This window comes from Amycolatopsis sp. NPDC058278 (assembly GCF_042881395.1).
In the GTDB taxonomy this organism is placed as follows: domain Bacteria; phylum Actinomycetota; class Actinomycetes; order Mycobacteriales; family Pseudonocardiaceae; genus Amycolatopsis.
On sequence record NZ_JBHVXZ010000004.1, the window covers coordinates 129,937 to 149,690 of the forward strand.

General features: G+C 71.0%; 20 protein-coding genes and 2 pseudogenes. 5 read left to right on the forward strand and 17 right to left on the reverse strand.

Annotated elements, in window-relative coordinates:
• Positions 1–61 precede the first annotated feature (61 nt).
• Positions 62–1,276: a winged helix-turn-helix domain-containing protein gene (locus tag ACFVYA_RS03265; protein WP_387041829.1), complete on the reverse strand. Its 1,215-nt coding sequence runs from the start codon at positions 1,274–1,276 to the stop codon at positions 62–64.
• A 94-nt stretch (positions 1,277–1,370) separates the two neighbouring features.
• On the opposite strand from ACFVYA_RS03265, the gene ACFVYA_RS03270 reads away from it, so the two are divergent.
• Positions 1,371–1,928 carry a GNAT family N-acetyltransferase gene (locus ACFVYA_RS03270; RefSeq protein ID WP_387041832.1) on the forward strand — a complete coding sequence of 186 codons (558 nt, stop codon included), beginning with the start codon at positions 1,371–1,373 and terminating at the stop codon, positions 1,926–1,928.
• Positions 1,929–1,994: 66 nt separating this feature from the next.
• On the opposite strand, the pseudogene ACFVYA_RS03275 reads toward ACFVYA_RS03270, so the two are convergent.
• Positions 1,995–2,456: pseudogene (locus ACFVYA_RS03275) on the reverse strand (GtrA family protein); the annotation flags it as partial.
• Between the two features lie 87 nt (positions 2,457–2,543).
• Between ACFVYA_RS03275 and ACFVYA_RS03280 the strand changes: the two are divergent.
• Positions 2,544–3,062: a hypothetical protein gene (locus tag ACFVYA_RS03280; RefSeq protein ID WP_285993535.1), complete on the forward strand. Its 519-nt coding sequence runs from the start codon at positions 2,544–2,546 to the stop codon at positions 3,060–3,062.
• Here the strand turns inward: ACFVYA_RS03280 and ACFVYA_RS03285 are convergent.
• The 11 genes from ACFVYA_RS03285 to truB form a co-directional block, all read right to left on the reverse strand.
• Positions 3,027–3,215: a DUF397 domain-containing protein gene (locus ACFVYA_RS03285; RefSeq protein ID WP_387041835.1), complete on the reverse strand. Its 189-nt coding sequence runs from the start codon at positions 3,213–3,215 to the stop codon at positions 3,027–3,029. The genes ACFVYA_RS03280 and ACFVYA_RS03285 overlap by 36 nt on opposite strands.
• 8 nt (positions 3,216–3,223) lie before the next feature.
• The gene (locus ACFVYA_RS03290) at positions 3,224–4,021 is read right to left on the reverse strand and encodes a Scr1 family TA system antitoxin-like transcriptional regulator (protein WP_387041839.1); all 798 of its coding nucleotides are present in this window, start codon (positions 4,019–4,021) and stop codon (positions 3,224–3,226) included.
• A 110-nt stretch (positions 4,022–4,131) separates the two neighbouring features.
• Complete coding sequence (locus ACFVYA_RS03295; protein ID WP_285993537.1) at positions 4,132–4,578, reverse strand: tetratricopeptide repeat protein; 447 nt, start codon at positions 4,576–4,578, stop codon at positions 4,132–4,134.
• 10 nt (positions 4,579–4,588) lie between these two features.
• Positions 4,589–5,329 carry a 4-hydroxy-tetrahydrodipicolinate reductase gene (gene dapB / locus ACFVYA_RS03300; RefSeq protein ID WP_387041843.1) on the reverse strand — a complete coding sequence of 247 codons (741 nt, stop codon included), beginning with the start codon at positions 5,327–5,329 and terminating at the stop codon, positions 4,589–4,591.
• On the reverse strand, positions 5,326–6,690 hold the full coding sequence (locus ACFVYA_RS03305) for a M16 family metallopeptidase (RefSeq protein WP_387041846.1): 1,365 nt from the start codon (positions 6,688–6,690) through the stop codon (positions 5,326–5,328). The genes dapB and ACFVYA_RS03305 overlap by 4 nt, the downstream gene beginning before the upstream one ends.
• Positions 6,691–6,775: 85 nt before the next feature.
• Complete coding sequence (locus ACFVYA_RS03310) at positions 6,776–9,031, reverse strand: polyribonucleotide nucleotidyltransferase (protein ID WP_387041849.1); 2,256 nt, start codon at positions 9,029–9,031, stop codon at positions 6,776–6,778.
• Between the two features lie 235 nt (positions 9,032–9,266).
• The gene (rpsO, locus tag ACFVYA_RS03315; protein ID WP_003084034.1) at positions 9,267–9,536 is read right to left on the reverse strand and encodes a 30S ribosomal protein S15; all 270 of its coding nucleotides are present in this window, start codon (positions 9,534–9,536) and stop codon (positions 9,267–9,269) included.
• 130 nt (positions 9,537–9,666) lie between these two features.
• A complete protein-coding gene (thpR, locus tag ACFVYA_RS03320; protein ID WP_387041854.1) occupies positions 9,667–10,170 on the reverse strand; it encodes an RNA 2',3'-cyclic phosphodiesterase in 504 nt (167 codons plus the stop codon).
• A complete protein-coding gene (locus ACFVYA_RS03325; protein ID WP_285993542.1) occupies positions 10,170–10,643 on the reverse strand; it encodes a helix-turn-helix transcriptional regulator in 474 nt (157 codons plus the stop codon). Before ACFVYA_RS03325 ends, thpR begins: the two co-directional genes overlap by 1 nt.
• Before the next feature lie 89 nt (positions 10,644–10,732).
• Positions 10,733–11,716 (reverse strand): bifunctional riboflavin kinase/FAD synthetase, encoded by a 984-nt coding sequence (locus ACFVYA_RS03330; RefSeq protein WP_387041858.1) that lies wholly within the window; start codon positions 11,714–11,716, stop codon positions 10,733–10,735.
• A gap of 27 nt (positions 11,717–11,743) precedes the next feature.
• Positions 11,744–12,649: a tRNA pseudouridine(55) synthase TruB gene (gene truB / locus ACFVYA_RS03335; RefSeq protein ID WP_285993544.1), complete on the reverse strand. Its 906-nt coding sequence runs from the start codon at positions 12,647–12,649 to the stop codon at positions 11,744–11,746.
• 64 nt (positions 12,650–12,713) lie between these two features.
• On the opposite strand from truB, the pseudogene ACFVYA_RS03340 reads away from it, so the two are divergent.
• Both ACFVYA_RS03340 and ACFVYA_RS03345 read left to right on the forward strand, forming a co-directional pair.
• Positions 12,714–13,169 (forward strand): annotated as a pseudogene (locus ACFVYA_RS03340) (GNAT family N-acetyltransferase); the annotation flags it as partial.
• Between the two features lie 17 nt (positions 13,170–13,186).
• On the forward strand, positions 13,187–13,567 hold the full coding sequence (locus ACFVYA_RS03345) for a VOC family protein (protein ID WP_387041861.1): 381 nt from the start codon (positions 13,187–13,189) through the stop codon (positions 13,565–13,567).
• Here ACFVYA_RS03345 and ACFVYA_RS03350 read toward each other — a convergent pair whose 3' ends face one another.
• The 3 genes from ACFVYA_RS03350 to ACFVYA_RS03360 all read right to left on the reverse strand — a co-directional run bounded on the left by ACFVYA_RS03350 (position 13,568) and on the right by ACFVYA_RS03360 (position 17,511).
• The gene (locus ACFVYA_RS03350; RefSeq protein WP_387041864.1) at positions 13,568–14,890 is read right to left on the reverse strand and encodes a nitrate/nitrite transporter; all 1,323 of its coding nucleotides are present in this window, start codon (positions 14,888–14,890) and stop codon (positions 13,568–13,570) included. It abuts the gene before it with no gap.
• A gap of 249 nt (positions 14,891–15,139) precedes the next feature.
• A complete protein-coding gene (locus ACFVYA_RS03355; protein WP_387041866.1) occupies positions 15,140–16,462 on the reverse strand; it encodes an MATE family efflux transporter in 1,323 nt (440 codons plus the stop codon).
• Between the two features lie 59 nt (positions 16,463–16,521).
• Entirely contained in the window at positions 16,522–17,511 is a 990-nt protein-coding gene (locus ACFVYA_RS03360) for a bifunctional oligoribonuclease/PAP phosphatase NrnA (protein ID WP_387041869.1), read from the reverse strand.
• Between the two features lie 25 nt (positions 17,512–17,536).
• Here ACFVYA_RS03360 and ACFVYA_RS03365 point away from each other — a divergent pair, with 25 nt between their 5' ends.
• On the forward strand, positions 17,537–18,577 hold the full coding sequence (locus ACFVYA_RS03365; RefSeq protein ID WP_387041872.1) for a TRM11 family SAM-dependent methyltransferase: 1,041 nt from the start codon (positions 17,537–17,539) through the stop codon (positions 18,575–18,577).
• Between the two features lie 14 nt (positions 18,578–18,591).
• On the opposite strand, the gene ACFVYA_RS03370 is transcribed toward ACFVYA_RS03365, so the two are convergent.
• A complete protein-coding gene (locus tag ACFVYA_RS03370) occupies positions 18,592–19,737 on the reverse strand; it encodes an SPFH domain-containing protein (protein ID WP_285993551.1) in 1,146 nt (381 codons plus the stop codon).
• Positions 19,738–19,754: the final 17 nt, after the last annotated feature.

The window sequence follows — 19,754 nt, forward strand, 5'->3', positions numbered from 1 at the left end:
CCTTGGGTGCGTTGAACGCACCCAAGGTCGCCTTGGGGAGCTGGGCCGGTGCGGTCGGGCGTCAGCGGACCAGCTTTGCCAGCGGCACTGCCAGGTCGCCCCGCGCGCCCACCGTCACTCCCGACAAGCCCAGCCACTCCGCCATGTGGCTCAGCTCCGCCGCCAGCTCCGGGAGGACGCGGGCCACGTCGGCTCCCTCCTCCGCGAATGCCCCCTGGACCCGCAGGACCCCCGCCGCCCGATCGGCCTTCAGGTCCACCCTCGCGACGAGCGAGCCGTCCAGGAGGAACGGGAACACGTAGTACCCGTACACCCGCTTCGGTTCCGGGACGTAGATCTCGATGCGGTAGTGGAACCCGAACAGCCTCTCCGTGCGGGCCCGCTCCCAGATCAGCGGGTCGAACGGGCACAGCAACGCCCGGCCCGTCACCGTCCGCGGCGTCCGGGCCGCTGCATGCCGATACGCCACCTGCTTCCAGCCGCGGACCGCTACCGGTTCCAGCTCCCCCGCCTCCACCAGCTCCGCCACCGCCTGGCGGGCCGGGGCCGGGCCGAGGCGGTAGTAGTCGCGCAGGTCCGTCTCCGTCGCCACCCCCAGGGCTCGCGCCGACCGCGAGATCAAGCCCCGCGCGCCCTCCTCCGCGGATACCGACCGGGCCAGGATCTCCGGGGGGACGACCCGCTCGGTCAGGTCGTAGAGCCGCTCGAACGACCGGCGCGTGCCCGTGGTCAGCTGGCCGATGCCGAACAGGTACTCGCAGACGCGCTTGACCTCCGACCGCTCCCACCACGAGCCCGGGCCGCGCCGCTGGGCGTCCGCCTCCACCGCCCGCTCGATGCCGCCCGCGCCGATCGGGCCCAGCTCCTTCACCACCGACAGGATCTCGTCGACCAGGCCCGGGGACTTCTCGATCAACGGCCCGTAGTGCCGCCACCAGCCGTCGCGCTTGGCGCCCGAGCGGATCAGGGGCCAGTCCTCGATCGGGAGGAGGCTCGCCTCGTGCGCCCACGTCTCCACCAGCAGCCGCGGGCGCCGGGCCGAGTGGGCCCACGCCGCTTCGTCGAGCAGCGCCGGGTCGTACGCGCCCAGCCGCGAGAACACCGGCATGTAGTGCGCCCGGACCGCGACGTTCACCGAGTCCAGCTGCAGCAGCTGGACTCGCGACAACACCCGTTTCAGGTGCTGCCGCGAAGGCACGCCGGACGGACGCGGGTCGGTGAAGCCCTGTGCGGCCAGGAACGTCTTCCGGGCCGTCGAGACGCTGATCGTTTGCATGGTGAGCTCATGGTGCCACCCACCACCGACAAAACCGGCACCATCCGTGCCCCACCACCGCCCCCGGCGGAGGAGCTGCGCTAATTTCTGCCCCATGAGCGACGCCGCCGTCCGTCCCGCCGATCTGTCCGACGCCGCGGAGATCGCCCGCATCCAGCGCGAAACCTGGCACGCCGCCTACGAGGACCTGCTCGGCAAGCAAGCCCTCGCGCAGCTGGACGCCACCGACCTCGCCGGTACCTGGACCGAGACCATCGACTACCCCGGCAGCCTCGTCTACGTCGCCACCGAGGGCGAGTTCACCGTCGGCTTCTGCGTCGCCGGCCGCGCCCCCGAAGACGAGGTCGCCCAGGCCGACGGGAGCCTGCCCGAGGACGCCGAGACGACCGGGCTGATCGCCACCCTGCTCGTCGAGCCGCGCTGGGGGCGCCGCGGGCACGCCGGCCGGCTACTCGCGACGGCCGCCGCGGGCCTGCGGGCCGACGGTGCCTCCCGCGGCATCGCCTGGGTCGCCCAGGGCGACCACGCCACGCTCGGCTTCTACCGCCGGGCCGGCTGGAACCCCGACGGCACCGTCCGCACCCTCGACACCGGCGAGCGCACCCTCCGCGAGGTCCGGCTCACCGGCACCCTCGACCTCAGCCTGAGCTGAGTCCCGGAAGATCACCCAGCGCATCACGGCGTACATGAACACGCCTTCGCCCGCGCCCGCGAGCAGCCGCGAGACGTGGTATTCGACGCCCAGCGCCGTCAGTCCCGCCCCCACACCCAGCAGGAAGACCGCGTAATTGACAGCAATCGCAAGGATGTAAAGCGCCAGTTGGCTTCCGACGGCGGCGTGGGAATGGAAGTTGAACGTCCGGTTCAGCGCGAAGCTCAGCCCGAACGCACCGGCGTACGCCAGCGTGATCGCCAGCCACACCGGCCAGCCGAGCACGCCGTGGAAGACGGTCAGCAGCGCGAGGTCGACGCCGAAGGTGAACCCGTTGATCAGGCAGAACCCGAGAAACGTCGGCGCCACGAACCGCGACAGACCCAGTGGCAGCACGCGCACGACGGCCCGGCAGAACGCGCCGAATCGATCAGCGGGCGTACGGGGTTGCTCGGCGGCCACCCCGTCAGTGTCCCGGCGGCGAGTGACGGGAAGCCGTCCGGCAGGTGATCTTCTGGTGCGGACCACCGGCCGAAAGGTGGGGCCAACACCAGTGCGTAGCGATTTCGAACTGATAACTTGGAAGAACGCGAGCGATTTTCAGGAGGTGACACGATGAGCTGGATCCTGCTGACGCTGGGCGTCGCGTTCGGTTCGGCCATCGTGCCGCTGATCAACGCCGAAGTCTTCCTGCTCGGCTTGTGCGCGAGCCAGCCGGGACTGCACTGGCTGTGGCTCGGGGCGGCGGTGGCCGTGGGGCAGATCGCCGGGAAGACCCTGTACTACCTGGCCGCGCGCGGGACGATCAAGCTCCCGAAGCCGCTGCACGACCGGCTGCACCGGGAGCGTCCGATGACGCCCCGGCGCGTGCGCTGGCAACTGCGGACGAAGCGGATTCGCGGCTGGGTCGAGCGGCTGCGCGAGCGCTGCCACCGGCACCCGCACTGGATGGCCGGGACGTACGGCGTGAGTTCCCTGGTCGGCCTGCCCCCGTTCATGGCGACGAGCGTGCTGGCCGGCCTGGTGCGGATGCGGCTCGCGACCTTCCTGACCACGGGGCTCGCCGGAAGGTGGATCCGCTTCAGTTTGATAGCGGCTTCACCCGCGGTGTTCGCGGGCTGGCTGCACCACTGAGCACGCTGCGATCAACGCGGTCCAGGCGGCGCGCGAGACGGTGAGTTGGCCCAGGTGACGGGCCTTCGTGTCCCGCACACCGACCGTGTCGGCGAGGAAAACCTCGACGCACTCGTCTTTTGCGGTGTAACTCGATTTACGCCACGCGCACACAATGCCCCCTATCGCGCCATCTCCTGCAGCAGGACCCGCGAGTTCTCCTCGCTCAAAGCTTTGCCCGACAACAGCTTTACCAGCCTCCGGTAGCTGGCGATAGCGTCCAACTCGTTGATGAAGGCGCTGGCGTGGTGATGTTCCAGCAGGACGATCGCCGGGTCACTGGGGAACTCGTAGAGCGCGAACATGCCGCCCTTGCCCGGGTGATACCCCACGTCAGCAGGCACGATCCGCACTGAAATGTTAGATGTAACAGCTAAGCGGAGCAGGTGGTCGACCTGGTCCGACATGACGCCCGCATCGCCGACCACCTCACGGATCGCCAGTTCGGAGATGATGGCCTTGAGCCGAACCGGCTGAGAGCCGGAGAGAATGCGCTGCCGTTTCAGGCGGGCCACCAGCCGCACATCGGCTTCTTCGACCTTGATGTCGGAAGTGGCGAGCAATGCGCGGGCGTAGTCGGGAGTCTGCAGCAAGCCCGGGATGATCAACGGGGACCAGTTGGTGATCAAGCTGGCCGACCGCTCGCACTGCATCACCCCGGTCAGCGCTGCGGGCAAGTCCGACGGGTTCGAGTCCAGCCAGTTGGGGTTCCTCACGTGCTGCACCAAAGCCAGAATCCGGTTGGTCACTGCCCGATCCACCCGCAGGTACCCGAGAATCCGCGCCACCTCCTCGACCGGCGGCACCCGGACCCCCAGCTCCCACTGGGACAGCAACCGCGGGTCGACCTCGAGCGCCCGCGCGAGCTCGCGCAATCCGAACTTCCGCGCTTCGCGCACTTCGCGCAGCGACGCGGACAACGCCCGTGAACCAGGAGAAGACGAAGTCGGTTTTATGCGGCCGATAGTACGAAGCCCGCTCATTTCCCGAATGAACGACAACTGTCAGCGAATTGCCACACCTGAAGGACTTAGCGGTCGGCGGCTTCCAATTCCACGGCCTTCTTCATCGTCTCGCGCGCCCGGCGGCGGTCGCCCGCGATGTCGTACGCGTACGCCAGCTTGTACCAGGCCCGCCAGTTCTCCTGATCGGCCTCGACCTCCGCGCGGCGCTGCTCGAACCACGCGTCGGCCGCTTCACGGTCCACGCGGCCCGAAGGCCGACGCGGGAGGTCCGAGACGTCCGGGAGCTCACCCTCGGCGTCCAACCGCCGGGACAGGCGCTGGACCTGCAGGCCGTTGCGCCAGGTCATCACCACGACCCAGACGCCCAGGACCGGCAGCAGCAGCACGCCGGCCCCCAGCGCGATGCCGACGCCCGTCCCCGTCTTGAACAGCGCGAACGCCCGGTCCGCCAGCAGGAACAGGTACACGACCAGCGCCGCTGTCAGCAGCAGCGCCACGTTGCGAGCTTTCACCGGCGGGCCATCACAGGTCGAGGACGTTTTCCAGGCCGACCGTCAGGCCGGGACGGTGCAGGACCTCACGCACGCCGAGCAGCACGCCCGGCATGAACGATGTCCGGTCGAGGGAGTCGTGACGGATCGTCAGGGTCTCCCCCTCACCGCCGAACAGGATCTCCTCGTGCGCGACCAGGCCCGGCAAGCGGACCGAGTGCACCCGCACCTCCTCGACCGAGGCGCCACGGGCGCCGTCGAGCTCCGAGGTCGTCGCGTCCGGGCCTGGTGTGACGCCCGCTTCCGCGCGTGCGGCAGCGATCATCCGGGCCGTGTGCGCGGCGGTGCCCGAAGGCGCGTCGGCCTTGCGGTTGTGGTGCAGCTCGATGATCTCGGCCGAGGCGTAGAACTTCGCCGCCTGGGCCGCGAACCGCATGGCCAGAACCGCGCCAAGAGCGAAGTTCGGCGCGATCAGCACACCCAGAGCGGGCTTCGGTTCCAGCAGCGCACGCAGGTCGGCCAACCGGGACTCGCTGAAGCCGGTGGTGCCGACGACCGCGTGGATGTCGTGCGCGACCAGGTACTCCAGGTTGCCCATGACGGCGTCGGGGTGGGTGAAGTCGACGACCACCTGGGCGTCGGCCAGCGGGGCGAAGTCGTCGCCCGCGTCCAGCGCGGCGACGAGCTTCATGTCCGACGCGCCTTCGACGGCGTTCACCACCGTCGCACCCATCCGGCCGCGCGCACCGAGCACACCGACGTTGATGGTCATGAAGCGATCACCTCGTGCAGGTCGTCAGGAAGGTCGTCGGCGTGAGCGTACGGCCCGACCACCGCCGCCGCCGAGACGCCACCGGGCCGCGCGAACAAAGTGCGAGCGAGCGCACACACCTCGTCGGTGGTCACCGCGTCGATGCGGGCGATCGTGTCGTCGACGCCCAGGTAGCGGCCGTAGTTGAGCTCGTTCTTGCCGATCCGCGACATCCGCGACGACGTGTCTTCCAGGCCCAGCACCAGGCCGCCGCGCAGCTGGCCCTTGGCCCGGGCCACCTCGGCGTCGGTGAGGCCGTCGACGCCGACCTTCTCGAGCACCTCGCGGATGACGCCGGCGACGTCGCCGAGCTTCTCCGGCTGACAGCCCGCGTACACGGCCATGTGCCCGGTGTCGGCGTAGCTCGCGACCGACGAATACACCTGGTAGGCCAGCCCGCGCTGCTCGCGGATCTCCTGGAACAGCCGCGACGACATGCCGCCGCCGAGGGCCGCGTTGAGCACCGACAGCGCGAAGCGGCGGTCGTCGTGGCGCGACAGCGAGCGCAGCCCGAGCATGACGTGCGCCTGCTCGGTGTCGTCGGTGTGCAGGGCCAGCTTCGGCACGGTCTTGATCCGGGCGCGGCCCTCGCGCGGCGCGATCGGCGTCGCGGACCCGTCCAGGCGCTCGCCGAGGGCCTTGCGCACCAGCCGCAGCACGTGGTTGTGGTCGATGTTCCCGGCCACGGACAGGACCATCCGCGGCAGCGTGTAGCGGCGCTTGTAGAAGTTCCGCAGGGCCGCGGGCGACATCTCCACGATCGACTTCTCGGTGCCGAGCACCGGGCGGCCGAGCGGGTGCTCGCCGAGGATCGCCGTCACGAACGTCTCGTGCAGCAGGTCTTCGGGGTCGTCGTCGCGCATCGAAATCTCTTCGAGGACGACGCTGCGCTCCATGTCCATGTCGCGGTCGGTGCACAGCGCCTCGAACACGACGTCGGTGACCAGGTCCATGGCGAGCGGGAGGTCGGCGTCGAGCACCTGCGCGTAGTAGCAGGTGTGCTCCTTCGCCGTGAAGGCGTTGAACTCACCGCCGACGGCGTCGATCTCCTCGGCGATCTGCGTGGCGTCGCGGTGCTTGGTGCCCTTGAACAGCAGGTGCTCGAGGTAGTGCGCGGCGCCGGCGACGGAGGCGGGCTCGTCGCGGGACCCGATGCCGACCCACAGCCCGACCGTGGCCGAGCGGGACGCGGGGACGCGCTCGGTGATCACCCGCAGGCCGCCGGGCAGGACGCTGCGCTTGACGACCGCACCGTCCGGGGTGGACTCGAGCGTGCGGGTGGTGCCGACGGGCTGTTCGTGCCCGGAAACCTGCCGTGCCATGGGTTCCTTACTCACCTTGCCGTGAAGGCCACCTCGGGAGTCCCCGAGGTGGCCTTCACGGACCGATATTCGCTGAACTGCGGCCTTACTTGGCGTCGGCCTTCTCGGCGTCGGCCGGGGCAGCGTCACCCTCGGCGGGCTTCGCCGCTTCGTCGTCCTTGACCACGATCAGGCTGATCTTGCCGCGGTTGTCGATGTCGGCGATCTCGACGCGGAGCTTGTCGCCCACGTTGACCACGTCCTCGACCTTGTTGATCCGCTTGCCGTTGCCCAGCTTGGAGATGTGCACCAGGCCGTCCTTGCCCGGCAGCAGCGAGACGAACGCGCCGAACGCGGCCGTCTTCACCACGGTGCCGAGGAAGCGCTCGCCGACCTTGGGCAGCTGCGGGTTGGCGATGGCGTTGATCAGGTCGATCGCCGCCTCCGCCGACGGGCCGTCGGCCGCGCCCACGTAGATCGTGCCGTCGTCCTCGATGGAGATGTCGGCACCGGTCTGCTCGGTGATCGAGTTGATCATCTTGCCCTTCGGGCCGATGACCTCGCCGATCTTGTCCACCGGGATCTTCACGCTGGTGACGCGCGGGGAGTACGGGCTCATCTCGTCCGGGCTGTCGATCGCCTCGGCGATGACCTCCAGGATGGTGAGACGGGCGTCCTTCGCCTGCTTCAGCGCGGCGGCGAGCACCTCGGAGGGGATGCCGTCGAGCTTCGTGTCCAGCTGCAGCGCGGTGATGATGTCCTTGGTGCCGGCGACCTTGAAGTCCATGTCGCCCAGGGCGTCCTCGGCACCGAGGATGTCGGTGAGCGCCACGTAGCGGGTCTCGCCGTCGACCTCGTCGGAGACCAGGCCCATCGCGATGCCCGCGACCGGCGCCTTCAGCGGCACGCCGGCGTTGTACAGCGCCATCGTGGACGCGCAGACCGAGCCCATCGAGGTCGAGCCGTTCGAGGCCAGCGCCTCGGAGACCTGGCGGATCGCGTACGGGAACTCGTCCCGCTTCGGCAGCACCGGCACCAGGGCGCGCTCGGCGAGCATGCCGTGGCCGATCTCGCGGCGCTTCGGCGAACCGACGCGGCCGGTCTCGCCGGTGGAGAACGGCGGGAAGTTGTAGTGGTGCATGTAGCGCTTGTGCGTCTCCGGGGACAGCGAGTCGATCTGCTGCTCCAGGCGAAGCATGTTCAGCGTGGTGACGCCCAGGATCTGGGTTTCGCCGCGCTCGAACAGCGCCGAGCCGTGCGCCCGCGGGATCACGGCGACCTCGGCCGAGAGCGACCGGATGTCGGTGAGGCCACGGCCGTCCATGCGGATCTTCTCGGTGAGGACCCGCTGGCGCATGATCTTCTTCGTCAGGGCCTTGAACGCCCCGCCGATCTCCTTGTCGCGGCCCTCGAAGGCCTCGCCCTCGCCCACGCCGACCTTCTCCAGCACGGCGGCCTTGACCTCGTCGGTCGCGGCGTCGCGGTCCTGCTTGCCCGGGATCTGCAGCGCACGGGCCAGGTCGTCGGTGGCGATCGCCGCGACGGCGTCGTAGACGTCCTGCTCGTAGGCCAGGAAGACCGGGAACTCACCGGTCGGCTTGGCGGCGACGTCGGCCAGCTTCTGCTGGGCCTCGCACAGCACCTTGATGAACGGCTTCGAGGCCTCGAGGCCCGCGGCGACCGCGGCCTCGTCCGGCGCCTTGCCGCCCGCGGCGATCAGGTCGAGCGTGTGCTCGGTGCCCTCGGCCTCGACCATCATGATCGCGACGTCCTCGCCCACGATGCGGCCGGCGACGACCATGTTGAAGGTCGCCTTCTCCAGCTGCGACCAGGTCGGGAACGCGACCCACTGGTCCTCGACCAGCGCGACGCGCACGCCGCCGACCGGGCCGGAGAACGGCAGGCCGGCGATCTGGGTCGACGCCGACGCGGCGTTGATGGCCAGCACGTCGTACGGGTCGTCCGGGTTGAGGCTCTGGACGGTGATGACGACCTGGATCTCGTTGCGGAGACCGTCGGTGAACGACGGGCGCAGCGGCCGGTCGATCAGGCGGCAGGTCAGGATCGCGTCGGTCGACGGGCGGCCTTCGCGGCGGAAGAACGCGCCGGGGATGCGGCCGGCCGCGTACATGCGCTCCTCGACGTCCACCGTCAGGGGGAAGAAGTCGAAGTGGTCCTTCGGGTGCTTCGACGCGGTCGTCGCCGAAAGCAGCATGGTTTCTTCGTCGAGGTACGCGACCACGGCGCCGGCGGCCTGCTTGGCCAGGCGGCCCGTCTCGAAGCGGACGGTGCGGGTGCCGAACCGGCCGTTGTCGATCACAGCTTCGGTCTCGTGCACGGTGACTCCGGTGGAGTCGGTCATAGATTGTTCTCCTCTTTGGTTCCTTCGTACGACGCGAGTCTCCCACCCTGGGACCCATTTCGCCTGAGGACGCTCGAGGAGTGATGCCGGTCTTCGATCGAAGCCCCCGGGACTCTTCCCGGAAGCCACTACCGAGGACCGGCGGACGGATTCCCCGGGCGCGCTCGCGCCGTTCTTCTTTTGAAGCTCTGCGGCGAGGGGGAGCGACCCGGTGGTCACTCCCCCTCGGTTGCAGCTATCGGCGCAGGCCGAGGCGCTGGATCAGCGCACGGTAACGCTCGATGTCCACCTTCATCACGTAGTTCAGCAGCCGGCGGCGACGGCCGACCAGCAGCAGGAGCCCGCGACGCGAGTGGTGGTCGTGCTTGTGAGCCTTGAGGTGCTCGGTGAGGCCGACGATCCGCTTGGTCAGCAGCGCGACCTGGGCCTCGGGAGATCCCGTGTCCGAGTCGTGCACGCCGTACTCGGCCAGGATCGACTTCTTCTCTTCGGTGGACAGCGCCACTTGTGTTACTCCTCGAAATGATCAGTGCCGTGCGGCCCCGGACGTGGATGCACGCCGGGAAGACGGTCACGGCCGCCACGGACTGCAGCCGGACCCGCTCGTGAGGTTACCAGCCCGCTGAACAGCGTCTTCAGGCGCCGCCCAGCTCGAAGGCGCGGGCCACGCGGTACCGGGGACCACCCGGCTCGCGCTCGCTGGTCATCAGCGCCACTTCCGCGGCCCGCCACCGCCGGCTCGTGAAACCACCGAGGCATTCGGTCCAACGCGCGGCGCGCCCGGGTTCTTCCCGGGGGAACCGCGCGAGCGTCAGGTGGGCCCGGTAGGGCCTCGGTTCGGCGTCGGCGCCCGCGGCGTGCGCGAGCGGCGCCAGCTCCGATCCGGCGACAGTCAACCACAGCACCCCGGGGAACGTCGCGGCCTTTTCCAGCCGGACGTCGACCGCCGGGCGCCCGGCCAGCCGGGTGCCCAGCCAGGCGGCGCGGGTTTCGACGTCGTCCGGCCCGTAGTAGGCGAGGGTGATGTGCCACCGCTCCGGCGGCTCCCAGCGGAGGCCGTCGTCGGTGGTTCCGATCGCCGCTGTGATCGCCTCGGCGACGTCGTCCGGCGGGAGCAGCGCGCTGAACAGGACCGGCATCAGGCGCCGTGGCCCGCCCGGCGGAGCAGGTCGGCGATGGCCGGGAACTCGTCGTCGAGGCGCTTGGCGGCCTCGCCCAGGTCCTCGTCCTCGGCCAGGTCGCGCAGGTAGGCGAGGACCTTCTGGTCTTCGTTGACCACCGGGATGTTGTCGCGCCCGACGGTGGGGCGGGAGTCGCGGACGTCCTCCATCGCGGCCAGCATCGCCTCGCGGTTGCCGGCGGCGACCTCGGGCACCAGGATCTTGCGCTCGAGCATGATCATCCTGGCCAGCACGACCGGGTTGCCGATCTTCGCCCGCCGCCCGCTCATCACCTGGCTGAGCATGGGGGCGCTGATCCCGAGGACCTCGGCCAGGAACGCCTGCGAAACGTCGAACGCGACGACGAGCCGGCGCACGCGGTCGCCGAGCGGCTCCCCGTACCACTCACGCTGCAACGCGATGTTCCGCTGGACGATCTTGTGGTCCTCCACCAGTCTCCCGCTCCCCTTATTTCCTTTTTTCGCGCACACCGTCCGTGAGCATCTTGCCATCGCGCTCACGTGCGTGGACGCGGAATCCCCTATTCCTCCCCGGTCAGGGCGTCCGGGGGCAGTTCGAGTGCCTTTCTCGTCTCGACCACGTCGTCGTCGATCTGCGCGACGAGCCCCGCCGAGTCCGCGAACCGCACCTGGTCACGCAGCCGCGTCACGAAGTCGATGGCCACGTGCTGGCCGTAGAAGTCCTCGTCGACGTCGAGGACGAACGCCTCGACGGTCCGCTCGCGCCCGGAGAACGTCGGGTTGGTGCCCACCGAGACCGCGGCGCGCAGCCGGCGCGCCGGGTCGGCCGAACGGGTGAACCACGCACTGTAGACGCCGTCGGCCGGGACGGCGGCGAAGCGCGGGGTCGACAGGTTCGCCGTCGGGTAGCCGAGCTCGTGGCCCCGGCCGTCGCCGCGGACGACGATCCCCTCGAGGCGGTGCGGGCGGCCGAGCGCTTCGGCGGCGGCGACCACGTCCCCGGCGTCGATGCACGACCGGACGTAGGTGCTCGAGAAGGTGATCGCCGATTGGTCCTCTTCGGACAGTTCCTTGCCCTGCAGCTCGGCGCCGAACGCGGCGAAGCCGAACCGGCGGCCGAGGGTGCGGAGCAGCTCGACGTCGCCGGCCGCCTTGGCGCCGAAGGTGAAGTTGTCGCCGACGATCACCGCGGCCGCGTGCAGCCGGTCGACCAGCACCTCGTGCACGAACTCCTCCGGCTGCAGCCGGGACAGCTCGAGGGTGAACGGCAGCACGCAGAAGACGTCGACACCGAGGCCCTCGACGATCTCGGCCTTGCGCCGCAACGTCGTCAGCTGCGCCGGGTGGCTGCCCGGGCGCAGCACCTCGGACGGGTGCGGGTCGAACGTCAGCATGACGCTCGGCAGGCCGCGCTCGGCGGCCGCCGCCACCGTCCGGCTGATCAGCTCCTGGTGCCCGCGGTGGACACCGTCGAACACGCCGATGGTGACCACGCACCGGCCCCAGCTGCCGGGGAGATCCCCCAGCCCACGCCACCGAAGCACGTCACACTCCCGTCTCTCGAGCCCACCCTAGGCGGGCAGCAACACGACCACCGCGCGGGACACACCCTGTTCGTCGGCGGCCAGGGCGAGCACCCGGCCGTCGGGACCGAAGAGCCCGTACGTGCCTTCGACGCCGGCCGCCGGGATGCGCTGGCCGTGGCGGACCGCTTTCGCCGTGGCGGCGTCGAGGTCGCGCCGCGGGAAGGCGGCGGCGACGGCGGCGTCGAGGTCGAGGCTCAGTTCGGGCTGCTCTTCGAGCTGGTCGAGGGTCCTCGCCTTGGCGAGGGTGAAGGGGCCGACCGTGGTGCGCCGGAGGGCCTTCAGGTGGCCGCCGACGCCGAGGTCCGCGCCCAGGTCGCGGGCCAGCGCGCGGACGTAGGTGCCGGAGGAGCACTCGACGACGGCGTCGACCTCGACGTGGTCCTCTTCGTGGCGGATCGCGAGGACGTCGAAGCGGTAGACGGTGACCGGGCGGGCCGGGATGACGACGTCCTCGCCGGCGCGGACGCGGGCGTAGGCGCGCTTGCCGTCGATCTTGACCGCGCTGACCGCGCTGGGCACCTGCCGGATGTCGCCGGTGAGCTTTTCGATGCCGTTGGCGATGTCTTCGTCCCGTGTCTTCCGCGTATCCGCGGTGGTGAGGACTTCGCCCTCGGCGTCGTCGGTCGTTGTGCTGCTGCCGAGGCTCAGGGTGGCCAGGTAGGTCTTGCGGTCCAGGGCCAGGTGGCCGAGCAGCTTGGTGGCGCGCTCGATGCCGAGCACCAGCACGCCGGTCGCCATCGGGTCGAGCGTGCCGGCGTGCCCGACCTTGCGGGTCCCCATGATCCGGCGGGCGCGCGCGACGACGTCGTGCGACGTCATGCCGGCGGGCTTGTCGACGATGAGCAGGCCGGGAGGCGGGGCGGGACGGCGGGGCGGTTTCGGGCTCGACACGCGGCAAACCCTAGCGGCCGCTTGTCGTGGAACGGATGACGCCTCGGATGGCCACGATGGAGGCGTGACGGAGATCGAAGTCCGGGCCGCGCGGCCCGCCGAGCTGGAAGCGGTCGCCGAGCTCCGGTGGCGCTGGGTGGCCGAGCGGGACGGCCTCCCCGCCGACGGCCGCGACGCGTTCGTGCGCGAGTTCGCCGCGTGGGCGCGGGAGAACGCGGCCACCCACCACTGCCTCGTCGTCGTGCGCGACGGGCAGGTGCTCGGGATGGCGTTCCTGGCGGTGACCTCGCGCGTACCGACCCCGACGGCGTTCTCGCGGGCCGGCGGTGACGTGCAGAGCGTGTACGTCGTGCCGGAAGCCCGCGACGGCGGCCTCGGCGGCCGGCTGATCGACGGCGTCCTGCGGCTGGCCGGGGAGCTGGGGCTGGAGCGGGTCACCGTGCACTCGTCGCCGCGGGCCGTGCCCGCCTACCGGCGGCGCGGGTTCGCGGTCGCGCCCCAGCTGCTGCAGGCGGTGATTCCGGCAGACTGGGGGTCATGCGGATCAACCACCAGGTCGTCACCTTCGACGCGGCCGACCTCGCCGCCGAAAGCCGCTTCTGGGCCGGGGTCCTCGGCGGGGAGGTGAGCGAGGACGGCGACTGGCACATGGTGCTGGTGGACGGGGCGCCGCGGATCGGCGTCCAGCTCGCGCCCGACCACACGCCGCCGCAGTGGCCGGACGGGCCGTCGAAGCAGCAGGTGCACCTCGACCTGTGGGTCGAGGACTTCGCCGAAGCACATGACGAGGTGATGGCGCTCGGCGCCACGGTGCTGAAAGCCGCGGCCGGCAGCACGTCCGGGGACGACTTCCAGGTGTACGCCGACCCGGCCGGACACCCCTTCTGCCTGTGCTGGCTGGTCCCCCGGCGCGGGTGATCAGGCGGCGACGATCGGCGTCTCGGGGAGGGCCGCGTCCCAGCGACGGCGGGTGATGCGCACCGGCAGTTCCTCGCCGCGGGCCTCGGCGAGGAACAGGTGGGTGCGGGTCCGGCGCCACCACACCAGCAGCCGGAACGTGCCGAAGGCCAGCACCGCGACGAGCGCCAGCAGCGACCACCGGAAGTTCCCGCCGGTCACCTGCAGGAGCACACCGACGGCGAGTGCGGCGATCGTCGTCGCCACGAAGCCGCCGACGTTGACCACGCCGGTCGCCGTGCCGACGCGGCTGAGCGGGTTGTAGTCGCGGGCGAGGGCGAACCCGATCATCGACGCGGGGCCGCCGAGGGCGAGGAACGCGAAGGCGGGCACCAGCACCGGCAGCGGCACCGGGCCCGGCCAGCCCAGCAGCACCGCCCAGACCAGCGCGGCCCCGCCGATGTAGCCGCCGACCAGCGGCATCCGCAGCGACGGGCGGCGGCCGATCAGACCGCCCAGCAGCGGGCCGCCCGCCATCGAGCCGAAGACGAACACGGTGAGCAGCGCGCTCGCCGTCGCCTTCGACTGCCCTTGGCCCTGCACCAGCCAGGGGACGCCCCACAGCAGCGTCAGGGCGTTCGGGGCGAACATCGTGCTGAAGTGGACCCAGAAGCCCAGGCGCGTCCCCGGCGTCCGCCAGGCTTCGGCGACCCGGCCGGCCAGCTCGCGCGGGCGGACTTCGTCACGGACGGGCGGCTGTTCGCCCGCCGGGACGTCACGGACCCGGAGGGCCACGACGACGGTGTAGAGGACCGTGACGGCGCCGGCGGCCAGGAAGGTGGGGGTCCAGCCGGCGCCGTCGAGCACCAGCGAGAGCGGGACGGTGGCGGCGAGGTTGCCGATGTAGCCGACGGCCGCGGTGAACGACGTCAGCAGCGCGTACTGGCGGCCCGGGAAGTGGGCCGCGACCAGGCGCAGGACGCTGACGAAGGTGAGCGCGTCGCCGAGGCCGAGTACCCCGCGGGCGAGCAGGCCGAGGCCGTAGGAATGGGCGACGCCGAGCAGGAGCTGACCGGCCCCGAGGACCAGCACGGCGACGGTGAGGACGCGGCGGGGGCCGTAGCGGTCGACCAGGACGCCGGTCGGGATCTGCATCGCGGCGTAGACACCGACCTGCAGGACGGTGAAGGTGCCGAGCGCGGCCGCGCCGACGCCGAAGCGCTCGGCGGCCTGCAGCCCGGCGACCCCGAACGACGTCCGGTGGAAGACGGCGAGGAGGTAGACGGTGACGGCGGCGAGCCAGATCAGCCAGGACCGGGCGGTGGCGCGGCCGGTGGCGGGCACGGGTTCCTCCAGGGTTTCGGCGTTCGTTCGTCCGGACGCCTGCGCTGCCGTCCCCACTACTTGTATCGCCTAAGCAACCACGAACCATAGCGGCGACCCGGGTGGTTTTCCCCACAGGTAACCCCCATCACCCGTGCTCAGAGGCGGATCTGGCGTGATTGAAGCCGTAACTCGCGTGATCGGGGGCGGAACTCGCGAGTTACGGCTTCGATCACGCGAGTTACGGGCCTGATCACGCCGGATCCGGGTTCAGGTCGGGCGGGTGGCGCCGGTCACCGCCCAGTTTCCGGAACGCCAGCGGACCAGGACCGCGGCCAGGCGGAGGAGCATGAAGCACGAGAGGCCGGTCCAGATGCCCGTGAGGCCCCAGCCGAAGCCGAGGGATGCCCAGATCAGCGGGAGGAAGCCGAGGGCCGCGCTGCCGAGCGTCGCGTTGCGGAGGAAGGCCGCGTCGCCCGCGCCCAGGAGGACGCCGTCCAGGGCGAAGACCACGCCCGCGATCGGCTGCAGGGCCACGAAGAACCACCACGCGTGCGGGATCTCCGCCAGCACGCCCGGGTCGGACGTGAACGCGTGCGGCAGCACCCACGACAACGAGGCGAACAGCACGCACAGGAAGCACCCCAGCAGCAGCCCGTACCCGGTGATCTGCGACGCCACTCCGCGCGCCCGCCGGGCCGAGTTCGCCCCCAGTGCCGCCCCGACCAGCGACTGCGCGGCGATCGCCACCGAGTCCAGCACCAGCGCCAGGAACGTCCACAGCTGCAGCACCACCTGGTGCGCCCCGACGGCCTCGGTCGACGTCCGGGCGGCGACGGCCGCCGCCGAGACGAAGCACGCCTGGAACGCCATGCTGCGCAGCACCAGGTCGCGGCCGAGGCCGAGCTGGGCCCGCATCACCTTGAAGTCCGGCCGGAGGCCGACCTTCTCCCGCCCCAGCGCCATGAAGAACAGCGACGCCGAAATCACCTGCGCGACGACGTTCGCGATCGCCGAACCCTCCAGCCCCAGCCCCGCCCAGTACACGAGGACCGGGCACAGCACGGCCGAGATCCCGTTGCCCGCCAGCACGTACCGCAGCGGCTTCGCGGCGTCCTGCACCCCGCGCATCCAGCCGTTGCCGGCCATGGTGACCAGGATCAGCGGCGCCCCGAACAACGCGATCCGCAGCCACGACACGGCGGCGGAAGCGATCTCGTCGCTCCCCGAAAGCACCCGCGCGATCGGCCAGGCGAGCAGCTGGCCCGCGGCCAGCACGACCAGCCCGACGAACACCGCCAGCCACGTCGCCTGCACGCCTTCGCGCACCGCGTCGGCGCGGCGGCCGGCACCGTGCAGCCGCGCGGTGCGGGACGTCGTGCCGTAGGACAGGAACGTCAGCTGGCTCGACACCTGGGCCAGCACGACGCCGCCGAGCGCGAGCCCGGCCAGCGACAACGCGTCGAGGTGGCCGATCACGGCGGTGTCGACGAGCACGTACAGCGGCTCGGCGGCCAGCACCCCCAGCGCGGGCACGGCCAAGCCGAGCACGCGCTTCGCCGGGACCCGCTCGATCTCCTCCACGTTCGCCACGAACCGGACTCTAACCACCGCCACCGACAGTTCCGGCCGGCGGGAACCCGACCGGACCGTCAGAGCAGCGGCGCCCGCTCCAGCGCGTCGCGCAGGCCCGCGACGACCTCGTCGGCGGAGCCCGCGATCGTGCAGCCGGCGGCCTGCCGGTGCCCGCCGCCGCCGAACCCGGCCGCCACCGCCGAGACGTCGATCCCGACGGAACGCAGCGAAATCTGCCACTGCCCCGGGTGCGCCGGGTCCTGTTTGAGCACCGCCGCGACGGCCGCTTCGCGCACCGAGCGGACGACGTCGATGACCGACTCGACCTCTTCGGCGCGCACCGTACGGGCCACGTCGACGCCGACCACCGCGTGCACGAAACCCCGGCCCTGCGCGGCTTCCGGCTCCAGCCGGGCCTCGCGGAGCACCGACGAGAGCATCGGCAGCCAGGCGAACGGGCGCTCGTCGACGATCCGGCGCACGATCGCTTCGGGATCGGCCCCCGCTTCGAGCAGCCGGGCCGCCATCCGGTGCGTCTCCGGGCTCGCCCGGCGGAACCCGCTCGTGTCGGTGACGATCCCCGCGTAGAGCCCGCGCGCGATCGGCTCGTCCAGCTCGGCGCCCAGCTCCTCCAGGACGCGGAACACGAGGACCGCGCTGGCCTCGGCGCTCTCGTCGACGACGTGGCAGGTGCCGTAGTACGTGTTGGTCGCGTGGTGGTCGATCACCAGCACCGCGCCGGCGAGCTCGACCCGCCCGGCGAGCCGGCCGAGCCGCTTCGGCGTCGGCGTGTCGACGCAGACGAGCAGCTCCTCGGCGTCCGGGAGGGCGTCCGGGTGGGTGAGCAGGCCGTCCTCGTCGAGCCACCGCAGCGTCTCCGGGGCTTCGTCGGGCTCGCCGAAGGAGACACGCACGCGGGCGCCGCGCTGCCGCAGGGCCCGGCCGAGGGCGAGCGCGCTGCCCAGCGCGTCCGCGTCCGGCCGCACGTGGCCGAGGATCGTCACGTCGGTGGCCGGCGCGAGCAGTGCCGCCGCGTCCCGGATGTCCTGCGCCGAAGTAGGGGTCACGGTGCGTCACGCTACGCTCTGCGGGATGCCTGAGTACGCGATGCTGGTCTACCCCTCGGCCAACCGGGTCTACGCCGCCTCCTCCCCCGCGCTGCTGCGCGCCGAGCTGGCGGTGTTCGGCGCGCGCCTGGCGGCCGAGCTGTCCGCGATCGACGAGGTCGAGCTCGGCGGCGTCGGCTACGTGCGCTTCACCAGCTCGGCACCCCTCGGCGAAAGCGATCTCGCGCTCTTGTCGAACGTCTCGTCGCTGTACGCGCTGTTCGAGCTGGGTGACGGCGTCCTCCGTCCGGTGCCCGTGACACCGCTGGCGAAGGCCGACTCGGACCTGCTGACCATCCAGAAGTACGCGGGCAAGACGAACGAGCTGTTCACCAAGCTGCTGGTGAACGTGACGCTGCTGGCGACCGCGGACCCGGCGGGGCTGCTGTCGGACAAGCCGAAGTACCTGCTCGACCCGCTGTGCGGCCGCGGCACCACGCTGAACCAGGCGATGATGTACGGCCTGCACGCGACCGGCCTGGACGTCGACGCCAAGGACTTCGAGGCCTACGAGGCGTTCATCAAGACGTGGCTGCGGAACAAGCGCGTGAAGCACACCGCCGAGTCCGGGCAGCTGCGCCGCAACAAGGCCCGGCTCGGGCGGCGGCTCGACATCGAGTACGCGCTGGACAAGGAAGCGTACAAAGCGGGCGACACACGCAAACTGACCTACTTCAACGCCGACACCCTGACCACCGACGAGGTGCTGCGGGCGAACTCCTGCGACGTGATCGTCACCGACGCGCCGTACGGCGTCCAGCACGGCAGCCACCGCGAGACGGGCCTGCAGCGCAGCCCGCGCGACCTGCTCGCCGCGGCCGTCCCGGTGTGGACGCGGGTGCTGAAACCCGGCGGGGCGCTCGGGATTTCGTGGAACACGACCGTGCTGCCGCGGGAGGAGCTGGTCGAGGTGCTCCGGAAGGCCGGCCTCGACGTCCGCGAGGGCGGGCCGTGGGAGGAGTTCGCCCACCGGGTGGACCAGGCCATCCTGCGTGACCTGGTCGTCGCGGCCAAACCCGCTTCCTAGTCGACAAAGCGCTTTCAGGAGGCGGTGAGCTCACCCGGCTTGGGCAGCTGCCCGTTCGCTTCCGGCGCGGCGGCCGGCGCCGGCGACGTGCTCAGCCCGCGCTTCACCGAGTCCAAGATGGACAGTCCCTGGCCGACGAGGCCCGCGGCCATCTCCCCGAGGCCGTCGGCGCCGTTGAGGATGTTGACGTTCGCCCCCGCCAGGCCCCGCCCGGCTTCCTTGACGATCTGCGGCAGCTGGTCGATGAGCATCCGGTCGAGCGCGACCCGGTTGTTCGACGCCGCCGCCTCCGCCTGCACGCGCATCTTCTCCGCGTCGGCGAGCGCCAGGATGCGGATCCGCTCGGCCTCGGCGTCGGCGGGCTTGATGACCTCGGCGACCAGCTGCTGCTGCCGCAACTCGGCTTCGCGCTGGGCCAGCTCCGTGCGCGCGTCGATGACCTCCTGCTGCGCCCGCGCCTGCGCGAGGGGGCCGGCCTGGGCCGCCTGCGCCTGCGCCGCCTCGACCTCGGCCCGGTACCGCGCCTGCACGATCGACGTCTGCCGGGCGTACTCGGCCTGCGTCCGCTGCGACTCCTGCTCGGCCTCCGCCGCGGTCTTGTTCGCCACGGCCTGGGCGATCTGCGCGTCCCGCTGGATGGCGGCGTTGTGCGGCGCGGCCATCGCGGCGATGTAGCCGAGCTTCATGTCGTCGATCGACTGGATCTGCAGGGCGTCGACGGTGAGCCCGATCTTCGCCATCTCCACGGCCGAGCCGTCCAGCACCTCGGTGGCGAGCTTCTGCCGCTCGGTGATGATCTCCTCGACGGTCATCGAACCGATGATGGACCGCAGGTGCCCGGCGAAGATCCGGCCGGTCAGCACGGACATCTGGTCCTGGTCGGAGAGGAACCGCTGGCCGGCGTTGACGATGCTCTCGGTGTCGTTGCCGACCTTGAACGCGATCACCGCCCGGACCGTGAGGGCGATGGCCTGCTTCGTCACGCACACTTCGGTCACTTCGGCCTCGCACATGGCGAGCGTGAGGAACCGGACTTTCCGGAAGACCGGCATGACGAACGCACCGTGACCGGTGACGACCCGGAACGGCGACGCGCCCTTGCTGTTGCCCCCCGAGATCAGCATCGCCTCGTTGGGAGCAGGCACGCGATAACCGAACATCGACTGTCCTTCTGCGA

Bases quoted from the DNA above. Each gene is read 5' to 3' on its own strand.
- ACFVYA_RS03265 (WP_387041829.1), bottom strand. From the start codon at position 1,276: ATGCAAACGATCAGCGTCTCGACGGCCCGGAAGACGTTCCTGGCCGCA.
- ACFVYA_RS03270 (WP_387041832.1), top strand. From the start codon at position 1,371: ATGAGCGACGCCGCCGTCCGTCCCGCCGATCTGTCCGACGCCGCGGAG.
- ACFVYA_RS03280 (WP_285993535.1), top strand. From the start codon at position 2,544: ATGAGCTGGATCCTGCTGACGCTGGGCGTCGCGTTCGGTTCGGCCATC.
- dapB (WP_387041843.1), bottom strand. From the start codon at position 5,329: ATGACCATCAACGTCGGTGTGCTCGGTGCGCGCGGCCGGATGGGTGCG.
- ACFVYA_RS03305 (WP_387041846.1), bottom strand. From the start codon at position 6,690: ATGGCACGGCAGGTTTCCGGGCACGAACAGCCCGTCGGCACCACCCGC.
- ACFVYA_RS03310 (WP_387041849.1), bottom strand. From the start codon at position 9,031: ATGACCGACTCCACCGGAGTCACCGTGCACGAGACCGAAGCTGTGATC.
- thpR (WP_387041854.1), bottom strand. From the start codon at position 10,170: ATGCCGGTCCTGTTCAGCGCGCTGCTCCCGCCGGACGACGTCGCCGAG.
- ACFVYA_RS03345 (WP_387041861.1), top strand. From the start codon at position 13,187: ATGCGGATCAACCACCAGGTCGTCACCTTCGACGCGGCCGACCTCGCC.
- ACFVYA_RS03365 (WP_387041872.1), top strand. From the start codon at position 17,537: ATGCCTGAGTACGCGATGCTGGTCTACCCCTCGGCCAACCGGGTCTAC.
- ACFVYA_RS03370 (WP_285993551.1), bottom strand. From the start codon at position 19,737: ATGTTCGGTTATCGCGTGCCTGCTCCCAACGAGGCGATGCTGATCTCG.